Source organism: Streptomyces sp. NPDC057743 (genome assembly GCF_042798755.1).
In the GTDB taxonomy this organism is placed as follows: Bacteria; Actinomycetota; Actinomycetes; order Streptomycetales; family Streptomycetaceae; genus Streptomyces.
Genome location: NZ_JBHVJX010000027.1, coordinates 21,214 through 43,468, shown reverse-complemented (window position 1 = coordinate 43,468; position 22,255 = coordinate 21,214). Strand labels below are relative to the sequence as shown.

22 protein-coding genes are annotated in these 22,255 nt (G+C 70.1%); 12 read left to right on the top strand and 10 right to left on the bottom strand.

Annotated elements, in window-relative coordinates:
* Nucleotides 1-2: 2 nt before the first annotated feature.
* From ACFVFQ_RS27415 to ACFVFQ_RS27400, 4 genes are all read right to left on the bottom strand, one after another.
* On the bottom strand, nt 3-803 hold the full coding sequence (locus ACFVFQ_RS27415) for a class I SAM-dependent DNA methyltransferase (protein ID WP_383420705.1): 801 nt from the start codon (nt 801-803) through the stop codon (nt 3-5).
* Nucleotides 804-820: 17 nt separating this feature from the next.
* Entirely contained in the window at nt 821-1,606 is a 786-nt protein-coding gene (locus tag ACFVFQ_RS27410; protein ID WP_383420703.1) for a class I SAM-dependent DNA methyltransferase, read from the bottom strand.
* 23 nt (nt 1,607-1,629) lie between these two features.
* Entirely contained in the window at nt 1,630-2,559 is a 930-nt protein-coding gene (locus ACFVFQ_RS27405) for an alpha/beta hydrolase (protein WP_383420701.1), read from the bottom strand.
* A gap of 151 nt (nt 2,560-2,710) precedes the next feature.
* Nucleotides 2,711-3,628 (bottom strand): class I SAM-dependent methyltransferase, encoded by a 918-nt coding sequence (locus ACFVFQ_RS27400; RefSeq protein WP_383420699.1) that lies wholly within the window; start codon nt 3,626-3,628, stop codon nt 2,711-2,713.
* 548 nt (nt 3,629-4,176) lie between these two features.
* On the opposite strand from ACFVFQ_RS27400, the gene ACFVFQ_RS27395 reads away from it, so the two are divergent.
* From ACFVFQ_RS27395 to ACFVFQ_RS27385, 3 genes are all read left to right on the top strand, one after another.
* A complete protein-coding gene (locus ACFVFQ_RS27395) occupies nt 4,177-5,781 on the top strand; it encodes a toll/interleukin-1 receptor domain-containing protein (protein WP_383420697.1) in 1,605 nt (534 codons plus the stop codon).
* Nucleotides 5,766-7,859 carry a hypothetical protein gene (locus tag ACFVFQ_RS27390; protein WP_383420695.1) on the top strand — a complete coding sequence of 698 codons (2,094 nt, stop codon included), beginning with the start codon at nt 5,766-5,768 and terminating at the stop codon, nt 7,857-7,859. Before ACFVFQ_RS27395 ends, ACFVFQ_RS27390 begins: the two co-directional genes overlap by 16 nt.
* Nucleotides 7,860-8,067: 208 nt before the next feature.
* Nucleotides 8,068-9,411, top strand: a complete 1,344-nt coding sequence (locus tag ACFVFQ_RS27385; RefSeq protein WP_383420693.1) for an aspartate aminotransferase family protein — start codon at nt 8,068-8,070, stop codon at nt 9,409-9,411.
* A gap of 87 nt (nt 9,412-9,498) precedes the next feature.
* On the opposite strand, the gene ACFVFQ_RS27380 is transcribed toward ACFVFQ_RS27385, so the two are convergent.
* Nucleotides 9,499-9,969, bottom strand: a complete 471-nt coding sequence (locus ACFVFQ_RS27380; RefSeq protein WP_383420691.1) for an SRPBCC family protein — start codon at nt 9,967-9,969, stop codon at nt 9,499-9,501.
* A gap of 244 nt (nt 9,970-10,213) precedes the next feature.
* On the bottom strand, nt 10,214-10,582 hold the full coding sequence (locus ACFVFQ_RS27375; RefSeq protein ID WP_383420690.1) for a hypothetical protein: 369 nt from the start codon (nt 10,580-10,582) through the stop codon (nt 10,214-10,216).
* Nucleotides 10,583-10,879: 297 nt separating this feature from the next.
* Here ACFVFQ_RS27375 and ACFVFQ_RS27370 point away from each other — a divergent pair, with 297 nt between their 5' ends.
* The 3 genes from ACFVFQ_RS27370 to ACFVFQ_RS27360 all read left to right on the top strand — a co-directional run bounded on the left by ACFVFQ_RS27370 (nt 10,880) and on the right by ACFVFQ_RS27360 (nt 13,162).
* Complete coding sequence (locus tag ACFVFQ_RS27370) at nt 10,880-11,743, top strand: LLM class flavin-dependent oxidoreductase (protein ID WP_383420688.1); 864 nt, start codon at nt 10,880-10,882, stop codon at nt 11,741-11,743.
* Nucleotides 11,744-11,797: 54 nt separating this feature from the next.
* Complete coding sequence (locus ACFVFQ_RS27365; protein WP_383420686.1) at nt 11,798-12,196, top strand: GNAT family N-acetyltransferase; 399 nt, start codon at nt 11,798-11,800, stop codon at nt 12,194-12,196.
* 138 nt (nt 12,197-12,334) lie between these two features.
* Nucleotides 12,335-13,162 (top strand): SAM-dependent methyltransferase, encoded by an 828-nt coding sequence (locus tag ACFVFQ_RS27360; RefSeq protein ID WP_383420684.1) that lies wholly within the window; start codon nt 12,335-12,337, stop codon nt 13,160-13,162.
* Between the two features lie 17 nt (nt 13,163-13,179).
* Here the strand turns inward: ACFVFQ_RS27360 and ACFVFQ_RS27355 are convergent, their stop codons facing one another.
* Nucleotides 13,180-13,872, bottom strand: coding sequence for a haloacid dehalogenase type II (locus ACFVFQ_RS27355; RefSeq protein ID WP_383420682.1), 693 nt, complete (start codon nt 13,870-13,872; stop codon nt 13,180-13,182).
* 94 nt (nt 13,873-13,966) lie between these two features.
* On the opposite strand from ACFVFQ_RS27355, the gene ACFVFQ_RS27350 reads away from it, so the two are divergent.
* Nucleotides 13,967-14,530, top strand: a complete 564-nt coding sequence (locus ACFVFQ_RS27350) for a CGNR zinc finger domain-containing protein (protein WP_383420680.1) — start codon at nt 13,967-13,969, stop codon at nt 14,528-14,530.
* Between the two features lie 106 nt (nt 14,531-14,636).
* Here the strand turns inward: ACFVFQ_RS27350 and ACFVFQ_RS27345 are convergent, their stop codons facing one another.
* Nucleotides 14,637-15,203, bottom strand: a complete 567-nt coding sequence (locus tag ACFVFQ_RS27345; RefSeq protein WP_383420678.1) for a methyltransferase family protein — start codon at nt 15,201-15,203, stop codon at nt 14,637-14,639.
* A 279-nt stretch (nt 15,204-15,482) separates the two neighbouring features.
* On the opposite strand from ACFVFQ_RS27345, the gene ACFVFQ_RS27340 reads away from it, so the two are divergent.
* A complete protein-coding gene (locus ACFVFQ_RS27340) occupies nt 15,483-16,721 on the top strand; it encodes a cytochrome P450 (RefSeq protein ID WP_383420676.1) in 1,239 nt (412 codons plus the stop codon).
* A 60-nt stretch (nt 16,722-16,781) separates the two neighbouring features.
* Here ACFVFQ_RS27340 and ACFVFQ_RS27335 read toward each other — a convergent pair whose 3' ends face one another.
* The gene (locus ACFVFQ_RS27335) at nt 16,782-17,993 is read right to left on the bottom strand and encodes an erythromycin esterase family protein (RefSeq protein ID WP_383420675.1); all 1,212 of its coding nucleotides are present in this window, start codon (nt 17,991-17,993) and stop codon (nt 16,782-16,784) included.
* Between the two features lie 58 nt (nt 17,994-18,051).
* Between ACFVFQ_RS27335 and ACFVFQ_RS27330 the strand changes: the two genes are divergently transcribed.
* The 4 genes from ACFVFQ_RS27330 (at nt 18,052) to ACFVFQ_RS27315 (ending at nt 21,748) form a co-directional block, all read left to right on the top strand.
* Nucleotides 18,052-18,813 carry a TioE family transcriptional regulator gene (locus ACFVFQ_RS27330; protein WP_383420673.1) on the top strand — a complete coding sequence of 254 codons (762 nt, stop codon included), beginning with the start codon at nt 18,052-18,054 and terminating at the stop codon, nt 18,811-18,813.
* 255 nt (nt 18,814-19,068) lie between these two features.
* Complete coding sequence (locus ACFVFQ_RS27325; RefSeq protein ID WP_383420671.1) at nt 19,069-20,271, top strand: DUF418 domain-containing protein; 1,203 nt, start codon at nt 19,069-19,071, stop codon at nt 20,269-20,271.
* A gap of 160 nt (nt 20,272-20,431) precedes the next feature.
* Complete coding sequence (locus tag ACFVFQ_RS27320; RefSeq protein WP_383420669.1) at nt 20,432-20,644, top strand: hypothetical protein; 213 nt, start codon at nt 20,432-20,434, stop codon at nt 20,642-20,644.
* A 168-nt stretch (nt 20,645-20,812) separates the two neighbouring features.
* Nucleotides 20,813-21,748 (top strand): LysR substrate-binding domain-containing protein, encoded by a 936-nt coding sequence (locus ACFVFQ_RS27315; RefSeq protein WP_383420668.1) that lies wholly within the window; start codon nt 20,813-20,815, stop codon nt 21,746-21,748.
* Between the two features lie 110 nt (nt 21,749-21,858).
* Here the strand turns inward: ACFVFQ_RS27315 and ACFVFQ_RS27310 are convergent, their stop codons facing one another.
* Nucleotides 21,859-22,242, bottom strand: a complete 384-nt coding sequence (locus ACFVFQ_RS27310; protein ID WP_383420667.1) for a VOC family protein — start codon at nt 22,240-22,242, stop codon at nt 21,859-21,861.
* Nucleotides 22,243-22,255 lie beyond the last annotated feature (13 nt).

The window sequence follows — 22,255 nt, the reverse complement described above, 5'->3', positions numbered from 1 at the left end:
CCCTAGCCTTCGCCCCGGGTCAGGACCCAGGTCTCGTAGTGGGTGGTGTCGGTGGTGGGGCGCTCGGTGTAGTTGTCGAACACCTCTGCCCTGACGAAGCCCGCGGTGCGTGCCTGGGCGCGGACGGTGTCGTGGTCGAACGCGTACAACCGGTGCACCTCGCGGGTGCCGGCGTAGCTGTCCACCGCACCGTGGCGGGTGAACTGGGTGTAGTGCAGATCGCAGTAGGGGGTGTCCGGTTCGCTGGTGAAGTTCCAGATGAAGGCCAGGTCGTCCTGGTCGGCGGCCCACATGCGGTTGCCCCAGTGCCCCTTGAGCAGGGCGGCGGTCTCGATGTCGAAGACGAACGTCGCGCCGGGCGGCAGCACCTCGGCCACGGAGCGCAAAGTCTCGCCCAACGACCGTGCGTCGGGCTGGTAGTTGAGGGCGGCGGCGGTGCACACCACGGCGTCCGCGGCGGTCGGCAGCCGTGCGGGCAGTTCCAACTGCCGGAAGTCGGCGGCCCGGCCGACCCGGTTCTTGGCCAGCGCGAGCATGGTCTCGGAGCGGTCCAGGGCGGTGACCTCGTAGCCGCGGCCCACCAGTTGTTCGGTCATCAGGCCGGTGCCGCAGCACAGTTCCAACACCCGGTGCACGCGCTGCCCGCGGGCGGCCCAGAGACGTTCGATGAAGTCCGCCATTTTTGCCCGGGGCGACTCTCCCCACTGGGCGATGGCGTAGTCGACGAGCCGGTCGTACACGTCGGCGGTCGCGGCGTAGGGCTCGGGCGTGCCGGCGTCCTCGTGTGGCTGTCCCTGCATCATGTGCGGTGTCCTTTACGTCAGTTGCGGGTGAGGGACCAGGTGTCGTAGAGCGTGGTCGCGTGGGCGGGGGCGTTGGTGTAGTTGTCGAAGACCTCGGCGCGGGCGAAGCCGGCCCGCTCGGCGCTGCGGCGCACCAGCGGGTGGTCCAGGACGTACAGGCGGTGCTTCTCGCTCGTCCGCACATAGGTGGCGCCCTCGCCCGCACCGCGGCGGAGGAACTGGGTGTAGAAGGCGTCGCTGTAGCGCTCGTCGGAGTTGGTGAACTCCCAGATGAAGGCGAAGTCGCCCTGGTCTGCGGCCCATACCCGATGCCCCGCGTGTTCGGTGACCATGTGGCGGGACAGCACGTCGAAGACGAAGACGCCGCCGGGGCGCAGGACCCGGTGCACGGCCCGGAAGATCTCGGTCAGCTCCTCCTCGCCGGCGGTGTAGCTCAGCCCCGAACCGGTGGAGCTCACCGCGTCGACGGACGCCTCGGGCAGCGGGAGTTCGGGCAACTGCGCCTGGATCAGCGGCACTTGCTTGCCGAGGCGCTGACGGGCGAGGGCGAGCATCTGCGGCGACTGGTCGAGCCCGGTGACCGCGTAGCCGGCCCGGGCGAGGTCGTGCAGCACGCTGCCGGTGCCGCAGCACAGGTCCAACACGTCCCGCACGTCGCCGTCGCGCCGCGCCCACTGCTCGCGCAGGAACGCGACCCGTTCGGGGACCGGCTTCTCGTGCCAGTTCGCGACGATCCAGTCGTCCAGTCGGTCGTAGATTTCGGCGATGGCCCGGTACATCGGGGCATCCTCGTCGATTGCCATGCGGGGTCCTTTGCTGTCTTAGGTCAGGCGAACGCGGCGGTCAACGCCCGTACCGCGTGCTGCCGTAGGGCGGCGGCGCGGGGAGCCACGCCGTCCAGGTGGAGTGCGCAGTGGACGAGTCCCGGACACCGCACGAGGGTGGTCGGCACGCCGGCGGCGGCCATCCGCGCGGCGTACGCCTCACCCTCGTCGCGCAGCGGGTCGTACTCGACGGTGATGACGGTGGCCGGCGGCAGGCCGGCTAGGTCCGGGGCGAGGGCGGGGGCGGCCCGCCACGGCGCGTCGTCCAACGGGCCTTCGGGGCGGCCCAGGTACGCGCGCCAGCACGCCTCCATCATCGCCGCGGTGTTCTGGTAGCCGGTGGCGAACTCCCGGTACGAGGGGGCGTTCCGCCGCGGGTCCAGCGCCGGATTGATCAGGAGCTGGTGGGCGAGGGGCGTCGCCGAGCCGCGGGCTTCGAGGGCGACGGCGGCGGCGAGGGCCCCTCCCGCGCTGTCCCCGGCGACCGCCAACCTGGCGGGGTCGCACCCGAGCGCGGCGGCATTCTCGTGGGCCCAGGCCGTGATGGCCTGCGCGTCGTGCAGTCCGGCCGGGAAGGGGTGTTCGGGCGCGAGCCGGTAGTCGACGTTGAGCACCGCCACCCCGGCCTCCACCGCCAGGGCCCGCAGCGGCGGATCCATGTAGGCGATGCTGCCGGCCGTCCAACCGCCGCCGTGGAAGTACACGACGAGCGGGAGGAGGGTGCCTGGCCGGGGGTGGTAGAGCCGGTACGGCACCTCGCTCGTGCCGTGTGCGGCCGTGCCGTCGGTCACCTGGGCGACGGCGGGCGGCGGGGCGCAGAAGGCGACCATGCCCTCGACCGCGGCGCGCAGCACATCGGGGGTCATCGGCTCCGGCAGCGGAGTCGCGTTGAGTACGTCGAGGAAGCGTTCTTTGATGCGGGGGTCGAGCACGGGGAGCTGGCCCTTTCCTCGGGAGCCGCAGCGGACGCGCCCTCGGCCTCGTCGTCGAGCCGGCCGAGCCGGCGGAGTCGTCGACGTCAGCGGTGTCAGCGCCGTCAGCGGCGTTGTCCGTAACTGCGGTACTGGGCTGGCGCGTTGGGGGCTAATCCCGCGGTGCCACGCGGGTCAGGAGGTTGCCGGCGATGCGCGGGGTGCACCGCTCCAGGGCGGCTCCTCGGCCGGCCAACGCGCGGAATCCGGTGGGTCGTTGGAGCAGTTCCACCGCCCGCAGCCGGTCGAGGTTGTCGAGCTCACCGATCCGGGCCCGGAGCCCGGGGTCGGCGAAGAGGTCCTCGGGGCACAGCAGTTCGGGCCCCTGGGCCGGGAAGTCGCCTGCGCCGGCCAGGTCCAGGTAGGGGGCGCCGTGCGGCCCGTAGACGCGATCGGCCGCCACCCAGTCGGCCGCCCCGTCCAACAGCCTCGGCAGATCGCCGAACCGCAGGGTGTGCACCACGGGATTGAGATAGGCGTCCGCGTCGAAGACGTCCTGCTCGGCCCGGTCCAGCGCGGTACCGGCCCAGGCACCGGGCATGCCGTAGGCGTCGAGCGAGAGGGAGAGCCCCAGCGCCCTGACGACGTCGAGACCCGTGGCGTCCTCGCGGGCGCCCATCAGACGGACCAGTTCGCGGTCGCGCATGCGCTGCGCCTCACCGATGGCGTTGTACAGCCATACGTGCAGTAACCCGTCGTCGGCCAGGTGGTCGCCGAGCCACTGGAGTCCGGCCCGGGGGTCCGGTAGGTGATGGACGACGCCGTAGCTATAGATGAATTCAAAACGTTCGGACAGTGCGGCGCCCGATATCGCGCCGTCGATGAATTCCACGTTACTGACCCCGTGCCGCCGGGCCAGCCGCTGCGCGATTTCGCGCGAGGCATAACACGGTTCGAGCCCCACAAAGCGCACCTTCGGATATGCGCGCGCCAGCCCGATCAGGGTGTGCCCGGTGCCGCACCCGGCGTCGAGCACCGACCAGCCGTCGGCCAGTCCGCCCTCGATGACCAGGGGAAGCTCGCTCCCCACCACATCGATCAGCGGCCTCTCAACTCCGGGCGAGGGAAAGGGGAAAGTCTCATAAAGGCGACGCGTTGCGCTGGCGGCCATGCCGTCCCTTCCATGAAAGTTCGATGTCACATTCGGCGGGCCCGAGGGGCAACAGCATGCTTCTCCCGTCCCTCGGGGCGCCATGCAGCCCCGTGATCCCTTGGCTTCTTTTGCGCGCCCGCACGGGGCTTTTTGTCGCCACACCAAAGAACGGCAAATCCCTCGCCCGTTCCGACAACATCCGTTCACCGGCCCTGAGTTGACGGAGATTCACATTCATCGGGCACCGGTCCGGCGTGGCCTGAAGTCGTTGCGCCCGCAGACAGGGAAATCCGCAGAACTGGCTGAAGTCGCCTCTTCCCACCCGCGCGGGGACAGGCACCCACCAGGCGCCGCGCGCAAGCCGCCCGCCGGCCGCCGAAAGCCCCGCCCCGCGGGTGACCCTCCGCTCCCACGGGAAGAAGGAAGACGCACCCTGACGCACTCTCTCGGGAGGGTTCATGGTCTCGCGCTTACGACGATGGGCGATGAGCACCCGCGCCGCGTGGCTGCTCGCCTGTGCGCTGGCCTGGCTACTGTGCCGGCCATTCTTCGGGTCCCTGGGCGGGCTCATCGGGATACCCCTGGTCACGCTGGTCTTCAGCCCGCTGGTGGAAACGGCGGGGCAACTGCGGAGGCGCCCGGCAGGGGCCCGGCGACCGCAGTGGCGAGGGCGCCGGCTCCTGCGCCCTGAGAGCCTGGTGTGGCTGCTGTCCGCGGCGGGCCTGGCCGCGCTGGCCGTTCCGTTGCGCCCCGCTCTGCCGCCCCCGTACGGCTGGGTCCTGGTGGGGGCGGTGACGGTGCTCGGGTTGGGTTCGACCGTCGCGCAGGGCCTGGTGTACCGGAGGCGGGCCGGACACTGGGTGCCGGAACTACGCATGCCGGTAAGGCAGTTGGCACTCTGGGCGCTCGTCGTGGCCGGTGTGCTCGGCAGCGTGGCCTGGGCCGTGCGGCACTGGACGTTGCCGTTCGTCCGCGGGGAGTTCCCGCCCGGGGAGCGGGCGTCCCCGGGCGCGGAGCTGCTGGGGCGACTCGACCAGCAGGTGCACACCTCCCTGTTCGGCCCGTCGTTCGCGCGGTGGTACTGGCCGCTGCTGGTCGTGGCGGTGGGCCTGGTGATCGGCGGGGGCAGCGCCGCATTACGGGAGTGGCCGGCGCGCCGGGCCCGGCTCCGCAACCCCTTCGCCGACGCGCCGGAGGACGAGGGCCCACCTCAACTACGGGAAACCGCCCAGGTGTTCCTCAGCTACTCCCGCGCCGACTCCGACTTCGCCGCCCGCTACGTGGCCGCGCTCGCACACCACGTACGGGAGGTGTTGGTGGACTGGCAGGGGATCAAGGCATCGGAGAAGTGGCGGCGGAAGATCTTCGACATGCTGCGCGCCTCCGACGCGGTGATCGTTCTGGTCAGCCGCAACTCGCTGAAGTCCGAGTGGTGTTGGCGCGAATGCCAGGAAGCCATCGCACTGGGCAAGCGCATCCTCCCGGTACTGATCTCCCCCGAGCCGGCGGGCAGCGTCACCACCGCACTCCGCGAGGCGGGCTGGGGGCCACTGACCGACTACCAGCGGCTCACCATGACCGGGGCGGCCGACTTCGACCGCGGGGTGCGGGAGACCCTGGCGTTCGTCGCCCAGGAACATGCCTGGGTGGATCTGCGCACCCGGCTTGCCGACCAGGCCCGTGCCTGGCAGGTGAGCGGATTCAGCGAGGGGCTGTTGTTGCGCCCGCACGAGGTGCGGATCGCCGAGGCGTGGCGCGCGCACACCCCCGACATCCCCGGCTTCCGGGCCCAACCCACCACCGAACAGCACGAGTTCATCGACCGAAGCCGCAGCGCGGTCCGGCTCCGCGCCCGCCGGTGGTGGCTGATCACCGTGGCGATGGTGACGGCCCTCGCCGGACTGACCGCGCTGGTACTGACCGGCCAGGCGGACGCCGAACAGCAGCGCAGGACCGCCCTCTCCCAGCGGCTGGCCACCGCGGCGGACGCGCCGCCCTACCCCGGGCTCATCGGCTCCTCGCTGCTGGCCGCGGCCTCCTACGCGCAGGCGGACACCTACGAGGCCGCAACGCGATGGCCACCCAACTGATGCGGATCAACCAGGCCGTCACCCTCCTGGCAACCGGCACTGAGCGTCAGCCGAACATGGCCTTCAGCCAGCGCGGCCGGATCTTCGCCGTGACGCTCACCGGCGGCACGACCCTCGTCTGGGACGCCACGACCTGGTGGCCGCGCGGAACCCTGCCCGGCACGCTGCCGTCCGATGCCCGCCGCGGCCTCAGCGCGGACGGGCGACGGATCGTGGTGGGCCGGGCAGACCGGATCGAGGTCCGCGACACCGCCTCGCTCCGCGTGGTGGACGCCTTCCACACCGCCGCGCGCCCGTCCGCCTCCGGTACGTGGTCCGGCGGTCTGTCCGGGGACGGCAACCAGGTGGTGGCCGCCGCTGCCGGCTCACCGACCACCCTCCTGCGCGACGTAACCCACCACCGCGACCTTGCCCACTACCCCTGCACCGACCCCGCCCCCAGTCCGCGCGGCACCCGGGTGTGGTGCAACGACCCGGACGCGGGCACCCTGCGCCAGGCAACCGGCCGCCCCCTGGGCGCCCGCGTCACCCGCGAGGCCACCACGCAACCCGACGACAGTGCGCTGTACGGCTGGACCGCCGCTGACGAACCGGTCGTCAGGGACCACCGCATCGCCAAGGTCCTCGACCCGGTCAAGCACGACGCCTGGGTACCGGATCCCGAGATGACACCGAACGCGGTCTCGGACGACGGGCGCCGCGCAGTACTGGAAACCGCCGGAACGGGTCCCACCCGTACAGAGGTCTGGGACCTCACGTCCCACCGCAGGCTCGGCCCGGTCAACTTCGAGAAGCTGCGCAAAGCCGGACTGTTCAAGGTCTACACCAACACGGAAGGGGACAGCCGGCTCCCCGACCTGGTCACCGGCCCGCCACAGTACGGCATGTGGTTGGCGGCGCTCGGCACGGTCCTGCCCAGGGCCGAAGCCGGCGTGCTGCACAGTCCCGACGGCCGTCGCGTGGCAACCGTCAACGACCGGGGCGAGCTGATGGGTTGGCGCCTGGACGGCCACGGCCGGATCGTCTCGCACCTGCCCGCCCCCGTCACCACCGTCGCGGCCAACGCCCTGAGCCCCGACGGCCGCACCCTCGCCGTCGTCCACGGCACCACCCTCACCCTCATCGACAGTGCCAACGGGCGACGGCGCCACGCCATGCCCCTCCACGGCACCGGCTGGGCCGTCGCCTACAGCCCCGACGGTTCCCGCGTCGCCGTCGCGCGGACCGTCGGCACCGGAGAGCAGCTCATCTCGGGCGAGATGCGGCAGAGCTACGCCGACCTCTTCGACACCACGACCGGGCGCCGCATGGCCACCCTCCGCAGTACCGTCCGCCCCAACCCCGGGGAGGCCGCCAGCGGACTGGCCTTCTCTCCCGACGGGCGGCAGCTCTACCTCGCCCTCTCCCAGGAGGCCACGGTGGAACGCTGGCGCCTGTCCGACGGCCGCAGCATCCGCACCTACGGTTCGCTGCGGCAGAACGGCCATCTGGACTCCATGGCGCTCAGCCCCGACGGCAAGACCCTGGCCACCGCGGACCGCCAGGCACGCATCCACTTCTGGAACACCGCGACCGGCAGACAACAACAGCCCACGAAATCCGGCCTGTTCGTCACATACTCCCCCGACGGCCAGACCCTCGCCACCGTGTCCTCCAACGCCGCGGTGCAACTCTGGGACGCCCACACCGGCGCCCGTCGCACCCCCGCCTTCGCCGTCGCCGACCCCGACGAGACGGCCGTGCAGGCCATCACCCTCGCCCCGGACGGCCGCCATCTCCTCGTCGTCACGCACCCGCAGGGCGACTTCAACATCGGCAGCCTCTGGCTGTGGGACCTGCACCAACGCAAGCAAGTAGGGCCGCGGTTGGCGGCACTGGGCGGCCACGCCCAACCCCAAATCACCCCCACCGGCACCCGGGCCATCCTCGCCGGCGCGCACACGCTCGTCTCCGTGGACCTCGACCCCACCAACTGGCAGAAATCACTCTGCCGCTTCGCCAACCGCCGCCTCACCACAACCGAATGGCGAACAACGGCCCCCAACGAACGCTACCCGGCCTCGTGCAGCACACCGTGACGGTGGGCGGAACCACGCGGGAGCGACGGCCCCTCCTGACCGATGCCGACGGCCCCCATGCCACGGGCGAGACACCCGGGCCCAGGCACACACCCGGCCCCAGGCGCCCGCGCCTGCCGGTCGATCACCAACCGACCTCCCCCACGGCGCAAAACGCATCGTGACAGGGCCGTGACGTGCCGCTCCGGCGCGGCTTACCGTCAGCAGCATGGCTACTTCGATCCCCACCTCCGCGCCCACCGCAACCGCAACCGCCGAGTCCTTTTGGGCGGATGCCGATCGTCATCTCGTGCGCTACGGCGGCGCGTTCACCCGCGAGATCATCGACCGCGCCGCCGGGAGTTTCCTCTACACCGCGGACGGCCGGAAAATCCTGGACTTCACCTCCGGCCAGATGAGCGCGATCCTCGGCCACTCCCACCCGAGGATCGTCGAGACCGTCCAACGCCAGATAGCCACCCTCGACCACCTCTACAGCGGCATGCTCAGCCGCCCGGTGGTCGACCTCGCCAGGCGGCTGGCCGGCACGCTGCCGGCCCCGCTGGACAAGGCACTGCTGCTGACGACCGGCGCCGAGTCCAACGAGGCGGCCCTCCGGATGGCCAAGTTGGTCACCGGCCGGCACGAGGTCGTCTCGTTCGCGCGGTCCTGGCACGGCATGACGCAGGCCGCCGCATCCGCCACCTACAGCACGGGCCGCAAGGGCTACGGCCCGACCGCGCCAGGCAACTTCGCCATCCCGGTGCCGAACGCGTACCGCCCCGACTTCACCACGCCCGACGGCACACTGGACTGGCGCCGCCAACTGGACTTCGCCTTCGACCTGATCGACGCGCAGTCGACCGGCAGCCTGGCCGCGTGCCTGGTCGAACCGATCCTCAGCTCGGGCGGCATCATCGAGCCACCGGAGGGGTACTTCGCGGCACTCAAGGAAAAGTGCCGGCAACGCGGCATGTTGCTGATCTTCGACGAGGCCCAGACCGGCCTGTGCCGCACCGGCACCTGGTACGCGTTCGAGCGTGACGGTGTCGTCCCCGACATCCTCACGGTGTCCAAGACGCTCGGCGCCGGGCTGCCCCTCGCAGCCGTGATCACCAGCGCCGAGATCGAGCAGGAAGCACATGACCGCGGGTTCCTGTTCTTCACCACGCACGTCGCCGACCCGCTGGTGGCGGCGGTCGGCAACGCCGTCCTCGACGTCCTGATCGACGACGAACTCGACGAACGGGCACGCTCGCTCGGCGCGTTCCTCCGCCACGGCCTCACGGAGATCGCCGAACGACACACCGTCGTCGGCGACATCCGCGGCCGGGGCCTGCTGGCCGGCATCGAACTCGTCGTGGACCGGGAGACGAAGCAGAGCTGGGACGAACTGGGTGCTCAGGTCACTCAGCGCTGCCTCGAACTCGGCCTGCACATGAACATCGTCCAACTACCCGGCATGGGCGGGGTCTTCCGGATCGCACCCCCACTGACCGCCACCGAGGACGAGCTGTCGCTCGGCCTGACGATCCTCGACCGGGCTCTTGGTGACGCCTGCGCCGCATTGTGAGCCTACCGACGCCCCTTGCACTTCCCGTGCGCGATGCGTGCCACACGGCGCCTGGCACGACACAAACGCGGCCCAACACCCCCTCCGCTAACCACCGTTGGCGCCGTTCGCTCCAGGTTCCGTGAGCGCTGTGTCCGCGGCATCGAGGATCCTGCCGAAGACATGGGCGACGATCGGTTTGGCCAGTGCGCGGGTCAGGGCGGCGCCGACGACGGGAAGTGGGAGCTGGAAGGCGGTGGTCCAGGCGACGAGGGTGCCGCCGGGCACCTCGGTGAAGGTCATCCGGCCCAGCTCGTGCCGGGCCGGTGGAAAGCTGCGTTCGACGGCGTAGTCGAAGTCGTATGGCGGGTTGTAGACGGTGATCCGCTCGCGGAACCAGCCGATCAACCACGTGTGCAGCCGCACCGCGCCCACCCCATAGGGGGCACCCTGGCCCGGCCTCGCCAACCGTGCCTTGAGGACGAACGGTGTGCGAGCGTAGTTGGTCGTCGTGGCACACCAACGGAAAACCTCCGCGATCGGCGCTGCAATGACCCGTCGCACGGTCAAGGTCTCCATGCCGTTCCCGTCCCTCCTCGTGGCCAGCCCGCGCGGAACAACCACCGCGCCCGGATCACCGGCAGTACGCCCTTACGCCCATCCACCCCTGGGTCCGTAGGCCCGTACGCCCGCGCTCGCCAACCAGACGCCACAGCCCCCAAAACCGTGACACCACCCAGACAACAGTGCCGAACACCACCCCATTACCGGGCACGCCTCCGATAGGCCCCCGGGCCCGCGAAGGCCCGGGGAGAGGAGTGGCTTACTGGTACAGGACGATTGAGTTGACCGGGGTGAGGTCGGCCCACCAGCCGTTCTGCGGTGCCATGTCGTCGTAGCAGTTGCCGGTGCCGTTGTAGCCCGTGCACAGCTTGGCGTGGGCGCCGCCGTACTGGTTGTTGAGGACCCAGTGGTATCCGTACTGGTTGTTGAGGTTGTGTGCGCCGTAGCTCCAGAAGGTCAGGCTCGGCGAGGCGGCCGGGTTCTGGTCCTGTGGGTAGACGCAGACCGCGCCGTCCGGGCATCCGGCCCAGGTGCTGGCGGGTGCGGCGCTGGCGGCGCCGATGGTGAGCACAGCCGCCGCGGCGGTGCCGGCCGCGAGCGCGGCGGCGCGACGAAGCATGGTTCGCATGAAAGTCCCCTCCCTAGTGGCGCCGGCCGAGCTTCGATCGCCGGGCCGGCTGGCTCCTCAGCATCGTGGAACGGCTCCGTATCCCCCAGTGCGGAATCAGACATTACTGGCGCAAGTCTGGCCTTCTACTGAGACTTCTGGCGCTTCCCGGCATGCCCGATGTAATGCCCTATGGGCCACGACGGCCGCGGCAGGGCGGCTCCCCCCTGGCTCCCGCTATTGCCGTTCAGTCACCCGGACGTCGACGGCAGGCACGCCCCATTGCCCCGGCAAGGCCGGTTGCGCATCCTTGCTGGCATGCGCTTCTCCCTCAACATCCCCAACTTCGGCGACTTCGCCGACCCCCGCAACGTCGCGACGGTGGCGACCGCCGCCGAACAGGCCGGCTGGGACGGGCTCTTCGTCTGGGACCACGTACTGCACAGGCAGCACCAAGGGCGCCCTTTCGGCGATCCCTGGATGCTGCTGACCGCGGCCGCGCTGGCGACCTCCCGTATCCGGCTCGGCCCACTACTGACGCCCGTCCCGCGCTACCGCCCACAGCAACTCGCCCGCCAGGTAGCCACGTTGGACCACCTCACCCACGGCCGGGTGATCTTCGCCGCCGGCCTCGGCGGTCCCATCGAGGACGAGTACCGCAGCTTCGGCGATACCGCCGAACCGCGTCTCCTCGCCGAGCGGTTGGACGAGGGACTGGAGCTGCTACGGCGCTTCTGGTCCGGCGAGCCGGTGGACCACCACGGCCAGCACTACGAGGCCCGCGACGTAACGCTGCTGCCTGCGACCGTGCAGCAGCCCCATCCCCCAGTGTGGATCGGCGGGTTCTGGCCGCATCGCGCACCCATGCGGCGGGCGGCGCGATGGGACGGCGCGGTGCCGCTGTTCGAGACGGCCCGGCACGGACAGGTGCCCGAGGTGGCGGAAGTGCGTGAGCTGGTCGACTACGTCCGCAAACACCGTACGGCCGCGACCGAGCGTCCCTTCGAGCTCGTGCTCGGCGGCGCCACGCCCTCCGACCCGGCCAGGGCCAGGGACGTGCTCGGTCCGCTCCACGACGCCGGCGCCACCTGGTGGGACGAACGCCAACTCCAAACCGGCCCCGACCTGGACCGCCTCCCCCCAGTGCTGCGCCGCATCGAGGCGGGGCCGCCTGCGCTCTGACCGTCTTGGCCCCAACACCCGCTGGAGCGGCCGCCCCTGACCTACGATGCGGCCATGGCGCTCACGTACGAATGGCGAGGCGGTTTCGACAACGAGGCCGTCAACGCGCTCCACGGGGAGGCGTTCGGCCACGCCCCGACACCGACCGACTGGCAGACACGACTGCACCGCCACAGCCTCGGTTGGGTCTGCGCCCGAGAAGGGGACAGGCTCGTGGGATTCGTCAACGTCGCCTGGGACGGCGGCGTCCATGCCTTCGTCCTCGACACGATGGTCGCTCCGGACCTGCGCAAGACTGGCGTCGGAACCGAACTCGTGGCGGCCGCGGCCCGCAACGCCCGCGCGGCACACTGCGAATGGCTCCACGTCGACTTCGAGGAACAGCTGCGTCCCTTCTACTTCGACGCCTGCGGCTTCACACCAACCGACGCAGGACTCATCGCACTGCGCTGAGTGAGTGGCCGCAGCCTCCCAGCGCCGGAAGGGTCACCACGCTCACGGACCCGACCACGGCGTCCGCATGAATCGCCCAAGACGCCCCCCTCGCCTACCATGTCCGCCAGAAACTCCGCTGGCAGGAAGGTAGTTGACATGACCGAGGGCTTTTCCGGCGTGGACCAGTCGAAGCCGAGCATCGCCCGGGTCTACGACTATCTCCTGGGCGGCAAGGACAACTACGAGGTGGACCGCGTCATCGGAGACAAGTTCACCCGCGACCTGCCCGGCTCGGTGGCCATCGCGCACGCCAACCGGCAAAACCTCGTCCGCGCCGTGCGGGAGCTCGCGTTGGCGGGCATCGAGCAGTTCATCGACATGGGCAGCGGGCTGCCGACGGCAGACAACGTCCACCAGGTCGCCCAGCGCCACATCCCCGACGCCCGCGTGGTCTACATCGACAACGACCCCATCGTCCTGGCCCACGGCCGCGCCCTACTTGAGGAGAGCCAACACACCCGCGTCATCCAGGCCGACGTCCGCGACCCGCACCGCATCCGGGAACACCCGGACACCATCGACCTGATCGACTTCGACCGGCCCGTGGCGGTGATCCACAGCGCCATCCTGCACCACATCAACGACGACGAGGGCCCCCGCTCCCTCGTCGACTACTGGCAGCAGCAAGTCCCGTCCGACAGCTACTTCTTCATCTCCCACTTCCGCAGCGGCGGCAACCCCGAGACCGCCGAGGCCGAGGCGGTGCTCCAGGCCACCTTCGGCCGCGGCCGGTGGCGCACCGACCAGGAGATCCGCGACCTCTTCGGCGACCTGGAAATCCTGGAACCGGGGATCGTCCCCAGCTCCCTGTGGCGGCCGGAGGTGACGGAGACGGCGGAGGGGCTCACCCGCATCGGGCCGGCAGAGCGCGACTTGACGGTCTGGGAGCGGCTCATCGTAGGGGGCCTGGCCCGCAAGCCCTGAATGCGACGGCTTACTGGCTACCTCGCCGTCAGCGCGGCGACCAGTCCGCCCAGCCCGTCGAACTGCCCGTCGAAGGTATCGGAGCTCGTCGGCGGGTCCCCCACCGGCCGCCGAACGTAGGCGGTCCGCATGCCGCGCGCCTGGGCCCCACGGAGGTCCCAGGCATGGGTGGCCACCATGAGCATGCGCTCTGGTGGGCAACCGGCAGCATCGATGGCGAGCTGGTAGACCTCCGGCGCCGGCTTGTAGGCCATGGCGGCCTCGCCAGACAGGGCTTGGTGCCAGCGCAGTCCGGCATGTGCGCTCAGTCGCAGCAGCGCGGTGCGGCTGGCATTGGACAGTCCGAGGACGGGCAACTGCCGTGCCAACTGCTCAAGGCCGGCGACGGAGTCGTCCCAGGGAGGCAGCCGCTGCCACGCGGTCGCCAGGCGGGCGATGGCCACCGGATCATCGAACCCCGCACGCTCGGCCACCCGTTGAGCGGCCTCCTCGTCGATGACCTCACTGTTGGCGTACGGGCGATGCCCTTGCCCGATGCGCCACAGCTCATGCTCGCGATGCTGCTGCCACAAGGTGAGCAACTCCTCGACGGACGCGTCGTCGGCCCCGGGCACCGCCTCACGAACTGCCGCCCGAAGCCCACTGGGTTCGTCAACCAATGTTCCGAGGACGTCGAAGACGACCACCTCGATATCGCGCATCCCAGTCATGCACCCTCCCGCTCGCCACGACGTCACCGTCTTAACAGGTGACGCCTTCCGTAACGACCTTGCCGTCAGCCACGTCACCAGTCAAGATGGTGACGTGGATTTCGCATTCGTGAGCGGCAACCCAGGACTCGATCTGGCCGGCACCGTCCTGTCCCGTCGAGACGAGCCCATCGACATCCTGGCCGCGCCCGCGGACCTCGAACGGTGGGTGACCGCATGCGACGAACTCCCCGACCGCGTCACGGCCGACGTCACCACCTTCGACTCCGCCCTGACGCTTCGAGAGGCGATCTACCAACTCGCCCTTGACCGCGTGCTCGACCAGCCCTTCACCCCGGCCAGCCTGAAGATCCTCAACGACACGGCCGAGTCCCCCTTGCCCACGCTCAGGCTCAGCAACGCAGGACTACACAGGTCAGGAGAGCTCCCCGCAGTCCTCTCCCAGATCGCCCGAAGCGCGATCACCCTGCTCGCCGATCCCCACGCCTGCCTCAAGGAGTGCGGCCGCAACAGCTGCACGCGCCTCTACCTCGACCGCTCGCGCGGCGCCCGGCGCACCTGGTGCGGAATGGACGCATGCGGCAACCGCATCAAGGCCGCCGCCTACCGAGCGCGCCGACGGGCCTCCACCACAACCGCGGCCCACGGAGCCGAGTGAACCACCCGGCGGGCCAACGGCGTTCGTTCGATGGCCGACCGGAACGCAGCGCGACGCATGGGACCCGCCTCGGGGCGAGACCCCGGCCAGCTCGCCACGACCGACCTCACCACACACCGGGCACAAGCCTGCGGGTCCGAGCGGCGTATTCCCCGTACTCCTCCCCCAGCGCATCGAGCAACATCCGTTCCTCGACGCGTATCCGGTATGCCAGCGCGAGCAGACAACATGCGGTGATCACCAGCGCGGAAGCCGCGTTGTCCGTCAGAACCGCGAGGTCCACGCCGGCGATCAGGATCCCGGTGTAGGCGGGGTGTCGCACCCATCGGTACGGGCCCGCGGTGACGACCCGGTGACCGTGCTGAATGTGCACGGTGCCGCGGAAGAAGCGCCCCAGCGTGACGATCGCCCACAACCGGAACCCCAACGCGCACCACACCACGAGCAGTAGCACCACCTGCACGCCCGCTGCGCGCGTTGAGTACGACAGGTTGGGCAATGCGTGCCGGATCGGCGCCGCCAGCCCGATTCCACCGCCGATCAGCACCGCAAACATCAGCAGGCTGATCCACTCGGTTCGTTCGGTTCGCTCGCTGCGGACGCGTTGTCGGACTTGGAGCAGGACCTCGGCCACCGCCCAGAGCCAGACGGTGATGATGAGTGCGGTGTTCATAGCGTGGTGCATCGCAGCACCTCCCGTCCGTTCCGCGTTTCCGTACCCCGCCAGGGAGTCGCACGATTCCACCATCGCACCCAACCCAGGCGGAGCGGCTCAACTCAGGGGTGGAGCCCGGGTGGAGAAGCGGTCCCCGCCACCGACACCGCACCGGCGGGGATACCGGAAGGCCCTCCGTGGGAAGGACTCACGAAGCCCACCGCACGGTGCGGTCGCGTCCGGTCGGCGGCGCACCCGGCATCGTCACACCGGCTTCGGGAAACGGAGGTGCCGCTCGTGAACGGCGAGGACAGAAGTTACGGGTACCGCAGGATCGAGCGCGAGACGACGGCGTCCGGTTGCCCCGTTTCGCGTACGGACGACGGCAGTTGGCAGGTGCGCGGGTACGCCGAAGCCCGCACCGCGCTGCGCAGCACCGCCACCGTGCAGGCCGGCCTCGGCGTCGAGACCGTCGAGAATCTCCCCTCCCGCATCCGACGCCCGGTGCTCTACCGAGACGGACCGGAACATCGCGAGCACCGTCGACAGACTGCCCGCTTCTTCACACCGCGCCGCGTCGACCACCACTACCGCGACGTCATGGACCGTGCCACGCAGGTCCAACTGCACCAACTCACCTCCAATGGCCGGGCGTTGCTCTCCGACCTGACCTTCAACGTGGCGATCGAGGTGGCGTGCGCGGTCATCGGCCTGACCGAGAGCCGGCCCGGCATCAAGCAGCGGCTGGAACGCTTCTTCCCCGAGAAGTTCGGAACGCCCGGGCTGACGAGCCTGCACGGTATCTACTGGATGACGCGGCAGATCACCAACTGGCTGCGTGTCTACCTGGGCGACGTACGGCCCGCGGTACGGGGTCGGCGCCGCAGTCGCCGCGACGACCTGATTTCCCACCTGCTCGACGAGGGCTGCTCGACCACCGAGATCCTCGGCGAGTGCCTCACCTTCGCCGCGGCGGGCATGGTGACCACCCGCGAGTTCATCAGCGCGGCCGCCTGGCATCTGTTCGCCGACGCCGCACTGTTGACGCACTATCAGGCGTCCGACGAAGACGGCAGGATCGCGGTCCTCGCCGAGATCCTTCGTCTCGACCCGGTCATCGGCCGCCTCAGCCGCCGCACCACCGAGCCCCTCGACCTGTCCGGCAACGGCGACGAGGCCCTCACGGTACCGGCCGGCGCCCGTATCGAGATCCTCATCGACTACGCCAACCTCGACGAACGGGCCGTGGGCCGACAACCGCAACGCATCCGTCCCGGGCGCGCCATGACCGAGGGCACCGGTTCTCCCGCCCTGTCCTTCGGCGACGGTCCGCACAAGTGCCCCGGAATGCACATCGCGCTCCTGGAGACGGACACCTTCCTCAGCAGGCTGTTCGCCCTTCCGGGAGTGCGCATGGCGACGCCACCCACGATCGGCTTCGTCGACGGCATCGGAAGCTACGAACTGCGCCACTGCGTCGTGGAGGTCGACGCCGCCGCTCGCACCGGCCCACGACGAACGGCTGCTGACGGTTGATGATGACGGCGCCCCTGGGCGCCTCGGCGCACGTGTCCGAGGCGCCCAGGCACGACGGCGTCACGTCTGCGGAACGTCCTTGACGAAGACGACGGCGTCGCTGCCGGCCAAGTGGGCCGGGTCGAGGGGGAAGTAGCCGAACCACGGGGACACGCGAGGGGAGGGCTGCGTTTCCGCAAGGGAGGTGGCCAGCCCGGGCGCATCGATGACGTAGCGGTCTTCCGGAAGCGCGTACAGGCGGCCTTCGATGGTGTCTGTGGGCGGGGTGTCCACGCCCTGGTGCCGGATCGTGCCAAGGGCGGTGGCCAGGAAGGCGTACTCCTCGCCCAGGCGGGCACTGACCAGCGCACCGGCACCCCACCATTCCAACGGCAGCTCGCCCATCCGCATCATGGTCTTGTGCCGCTGGAGGTGGAGGTTGTGGGCGAAGACCAGTGTCGGTCGCCGTTCGGCGAGGGCGAGGAGGTTGTCGGCCATCATCTGGTCGCGTATGCCGACCAGGCGCGTCATGCGGGCCGACGAGGTGTCGGCCATCCAGAAGTGGTAGCGCAGCAGGCCGGTGGCGGTGCGCGCGTAGCCGCGCGCCCGGTCCCAGTCCTCCCGCGAGGTCTCCGTGATCAGGTGTGGCGACTGCTCGTCGAGCAGAGAGCTCAAGTCATCGGCGAGCGGGCGTAGTTGGGCGGCGTCGGGCGACTGTCCGACGGACTGGGTCGGGTCCATCATCGCGGCGGTGTTGCTCCATCGGCCGTCGGCGCCGAGCAGGCGGTCGAGCGAGTCCGCGGTGCACGGGAGCAGGTCCGCGTCCACGTGCGCCGAAAGGTAGGCGTGGAGTGCGGTAAGGGCCTGGCGGGGGCTCGCGGCCTCGGAGATCTCCAACGGGCCGTCGAAACCGGCGAAGTGGACCCTTTCGGCGGCGGGGCGGCCGTCGTTGTGGGCGCGCATCCAGCGCACGAGTTCGCGGTTGGCGGCGGACGCGCCGAACCCGTGGCTGAATCCGCGCTCCATGACGTCGTCGAGGGTGCCGGTGCCCGAGGTGACGTAGTCGTTGACGACGAGGCCCCGCATGCAGTCGCTCTCGATCGCGATCGCGCGGTAGCCCTCCTCCTCGACGAGCTGCCGGAAGAGGTCGTTGCGCACATCGAGCAGGGTGTCCTCGCCGTGGGTGGGCTCGCCCAGGGCGAGCATCTGCGGCCGGGACGACAGCAGCCGCATGACGTTCGCGGCCGCCACGGCATGGGCGGTGTCTTGGATGTCAGATGCCTTGGCTTCCATGGCTTCAACGGTATCGTTGAACCTTCGGTGGAAACTTATGTGCTGGATTGGCGGAACAATGGGGGGAAACCTTCAAAGCCGTGAACGGCTCAGGCCGGTGGATTTGGCGCGTGGGCACGGTCTGTCCACCCAGGCGATCAGGAACTACGAGGAGGCCGGCATCCTGCCGGTCGCCGGGCGCACGCCGCACGGCTACCGCACCTATACGCCGCTGCACGCGGCGGCACTGCGCGCGTTCCTGGCCCTGGTGCCTGGCCACGGCCACCAGGCCGCGACGGCGATCATGCGGGCGGTGAACCAGGACGCGACCGACGAGGCGTTGCGGCTCATCGATGAGCGTCACGCCCAACTCCTGGACGACCGCCGAACGCTCCAGGCCGTGGAGCGCGCCCTCCGCGACCTGGAGCCCACCGCCACCAGAACCGGGCCAGGCATGGGGTCCAAGTCCACCGCACCCACCCCGCTGTCCGGCACCGGCGGCACGTTCATCGGACCACTGGCGGACAAGCTCGGCATCCGGCCCGCGACGCTGCGCAAGTGGGAGCGCGCCGGACTGGTGCGCCCGCGCCGCGACCCAGCCACCGGATACCGTCTCTACGACGAGGCCGACGTGCGCGAGGCCCAACTGGTCCACCAACTCAGGCGGGGCGGCTATCTGTTGGAACAGATCGCACCCCTGATCGCCCAGGTGCGGACGGCCGGTGGGCTGGAGCCGTTGGAGGCCGCACTGCACGACTGGCACGGCCGGCTGTCCGCCCGCGGGCGGGCGATGCTGACTGGGGCGGCCGAGTTGGAGGCGTACCTCCGCGAGCGGAGCTGAGGACATCGCGGCATACCGGCAGTGACCCGCCCCCGCCGGCCCCCGCCGGCCCCCGCCGGTCGGTGGCGCACCTTGCCAATTACGGCCGCCCACCGATCTGTTGACGCCCTAGACGACGAATCCGGCGGCGAGTGACCGTATCGCGCCTTGATCGTTAAGGCACGCATGCGGTGGGGAGAGACAGCACAGGGGAAGAGGGCCTGGCCGGGGCCGTACCGGACGGCGGGCACGACGGCGGTGCGCACCGTGGACGCCGTGAGCACCGTGCGACAGACAGAGGTCCTGCCCGCGGTTGGCGCATCGGCCCCGGTCGACAGGTCTCAACGCCCTTCGACGGGGCGGCTGTTCGGCGTCGATCTGGCCCGCGGCCTTGCGGTGTTCGGGATGTACGCAGCCCATGTGGGGCCTGCTCCGAACCGGGGCGGCACGACGGGCTTCCTGATGGAATGGACGCACGGGAGATCCTCGGCGCTCTTTGCCTTGTTGGCGGGCTTCACCGTCGTTCTCATCACCGGTCGGAGCACACCGAAGAGGGGGGCCGCCGGCCGTGAGGCCGTCGTCAAGGTGACAATCCGGGCCGCGCTACTGGTAGTTGGCGGTTCCGCCGTCACCCTGACCGACACCCCCGTCGATGTCATCCTGTCCTTCTACGGTGTGTACTTCCTGCTCGTGCTGCCGCTGTACCGGCTCGGCGCCAGGCCGCTGGCCTGGATCGCGGCGGGGACCGCCGTCGTCTTTCCTCAGGTGCTGTATGTCGTGGCACACGCGACGGGTGGCCACGGGTACGGGAGTCAGGTGGGAGTGGACGACCCGTTCTCCCTTCTCGTCAGCGGCAGTTACCCGGCCATCACCTGGGTCCCGTTCGTGATCGCCGGTATGGCCGTCGCCCGTCTTGAGTTGACCTGCGCCACGGTCCGCGTGCGCCTGGCCCTCGTCGGCGTCTGTCTCGCCGTGACAGGCTACGGGGGGTCCTGGCTGGCGTTGCGGACCGTCCCCGGTGCCGCGCACGCCCTTATCGGCGTCGCCGGGCCAGGTGCGGCGCGTGCGTGGTGGTCGGACATCGCCGGCTACCCGACCTACGACACCCCGGCCTGGCTCTTGGTGGCCTCTCCGCACAGCCAGACGACGTTGTCGATCATTGGCAACACCGGGGTGGCGCTCGCCGTCTTGGCCACCTGCCTCATCGCCATGGACGCCAGCCCACGCCTCCTCGCCCTGGCCCGGCCGGTGATCGCGGTGGGATCCATGTCGCTGACGGCGTATGTCTGCCACCTTGTCGCGATCGGGCTCTTGGGCATCGAGCGGGTCCCTGGATCGCCGCTGCGCGTTCTGTTCGGCTTCGTCGCCGTCGCGATGGTTCTCGCTACCGCCTGGTCGCGGATCTCCCGGCGCGGGCCGCTCGAATGGTTGATGAGCAGGGCTACCGATCTCGCCCGGTACGTACCCGTAGGCCACTGAAGCGGGCGGGCGGCGGAGGGCGGGGCTACGGGATGCCGGCAGCGGGCGACTGTAGCGAAGTTAAGACACCGAGCCAGGGTGGCGATGCCACCGGGGAGGGAATGACCTCAGACAACAACAGTCAATTAGTTGCGCAATTACTGAAGTTGAAGGGGAACTGATGGCTGACAGGGTCAGCGGCGTGGTCCGGTGGTACAACCAGGCCCGCGGCATGGGGTATATCGACGGGGATGACGGCCGCGAAGTGCGGGTGGACAGCCCTGCCATCGAGGACGGGACCTTCGTCGTCGAAGGTCTGCGGGTCACCTATGTGCCCGTGGAAGACGAGAGCGGCTGGCACGCGGAGCACCTGAACATCGCCAAACACGCTTAGCGATCCACCGACCGCGAGTGATCCGTACGGCTGGCGACCTCGGGGGTGGACGAGTGGACCGTTCACCCCTCGATGGTGGTGGACGCGGTGGTTCGGCGGCACCGCGGCACCGGTCGGCCCCGCACGCATTCTTGATCCACTCTCGAATCCCGCCATATGGTGACGCGCATGGAGCTCACCCCGCGCCTGCTGGAGCAGTTTGTGGTGCTCGCTGAGGAGAGGCACTTCGGCCATGCAGCGCGCCGCCTGTCGATGAGTCAACCACCGCTGAGCCAGGCGATCCAACGCCTGGAGCGTGGCCTTGGCGCGTCACTACTGGAACGTACCGGCCGGGGCGTGAAGTTGACAGCGGCCGGGGTCGCCTTCGCGGCGGACGCCAAGCGACTGTTGGAGGCGCAGCACGCGGCGATGGAACGGGTCCGCCGGATTGCCCGGGGCGTCGAGGGCACCATCCAACTCGGCTACGTGAGCAGCCTCGGGTACTGGCACCTGCCTCAACTGCTCGCGGTGGCCGCCCGGGAGCTGCCGGGCATTCGGCTGAGCATCCGTCAGCTGGCCTCGGTCGTACTGGCCGAGCAGGTCCGGGAGGGTGCGGCGGATCTGGCCCTGGTCCGGATGCCGGTCGCGGATCTCGCCGGCGTTCAGGTGCACGAAGTCGCAAAGGAGCGCACCGTGTTGGCCGTGCCGCTCAGCCACCCGCTCGCCGGGGCCGCCTCGGTGCCGCTCTCCCGGCTCCGTAACGAGGAGTTCGTCACCGCTTCCCCGGGGGCCATATCCGAGCTGCGGCAGCTGGTGCACGATGCCTGCCGGGAAGCCGGCTTCGAACCGCGCAGTCGCGCCCAGGCCGAGGACTTGACCAGCATGCTGGGCTACACCGCGGCCGGAATGTGCGTCAGCTTCGTCCCGGAGCGGGTTGCGGCGCTCGGTCACCCCTCGGTCCGGTTCGTCCCGCTCGAAGGCGACGCCGATCGGCTGGTGACCACGGTGGCGGCGCTCAGCCGACCGGCGGCCGACCCGGCGGTCGCCACGATGTTGGAGCTGATGCAACGTCACCGCCCCGAGATCGAGGGCCCGAACGCGACGCCCCCGGAGACACCGGCATAGCGGCCGACTCAAGCACCGGCTCCCACCGGCTCCACCCCCCGCCTCGACGTCGCGGGACGTGGCGGGGGGCAAGTGCGGCGACTGGGCGCCTGGCGGCGGAACGCGAGTGGTCAGAGGGGCTGAAGCCGGGCGTGCAGGAGGCAGAATTCGTTGCCTTCCGGGTCGGCCAGGACGTGCCAACTCTCGCTGCCGGCCTGGCCGACGTCGACGGGCCTGGCGCCGAGCGCGAGCAGCCGCGCCAACTCGGCGTCCTGGTCTCGGTCGGTGGCGTTGACGTCGATGTGCAGTCGCAGCTTCGCCGGCCGCGGGTCGCTGCTGGGGCTGAGGACGAGGGTGGGCTGCGGGCCGCCGAAGCCGGCGTCGGGCGGCCCGATCTCGATGCTTCCGTCGTCCTCCCGGCCGAGTTCGACGTAGCCGAGGACCTCGCTCCAGAATGCGGCGAGCCGATCGGCGTCGGCGGCGTCGAGGACCAACTCACTGATGCGGCATGCCATGTTGGCCAGTGTA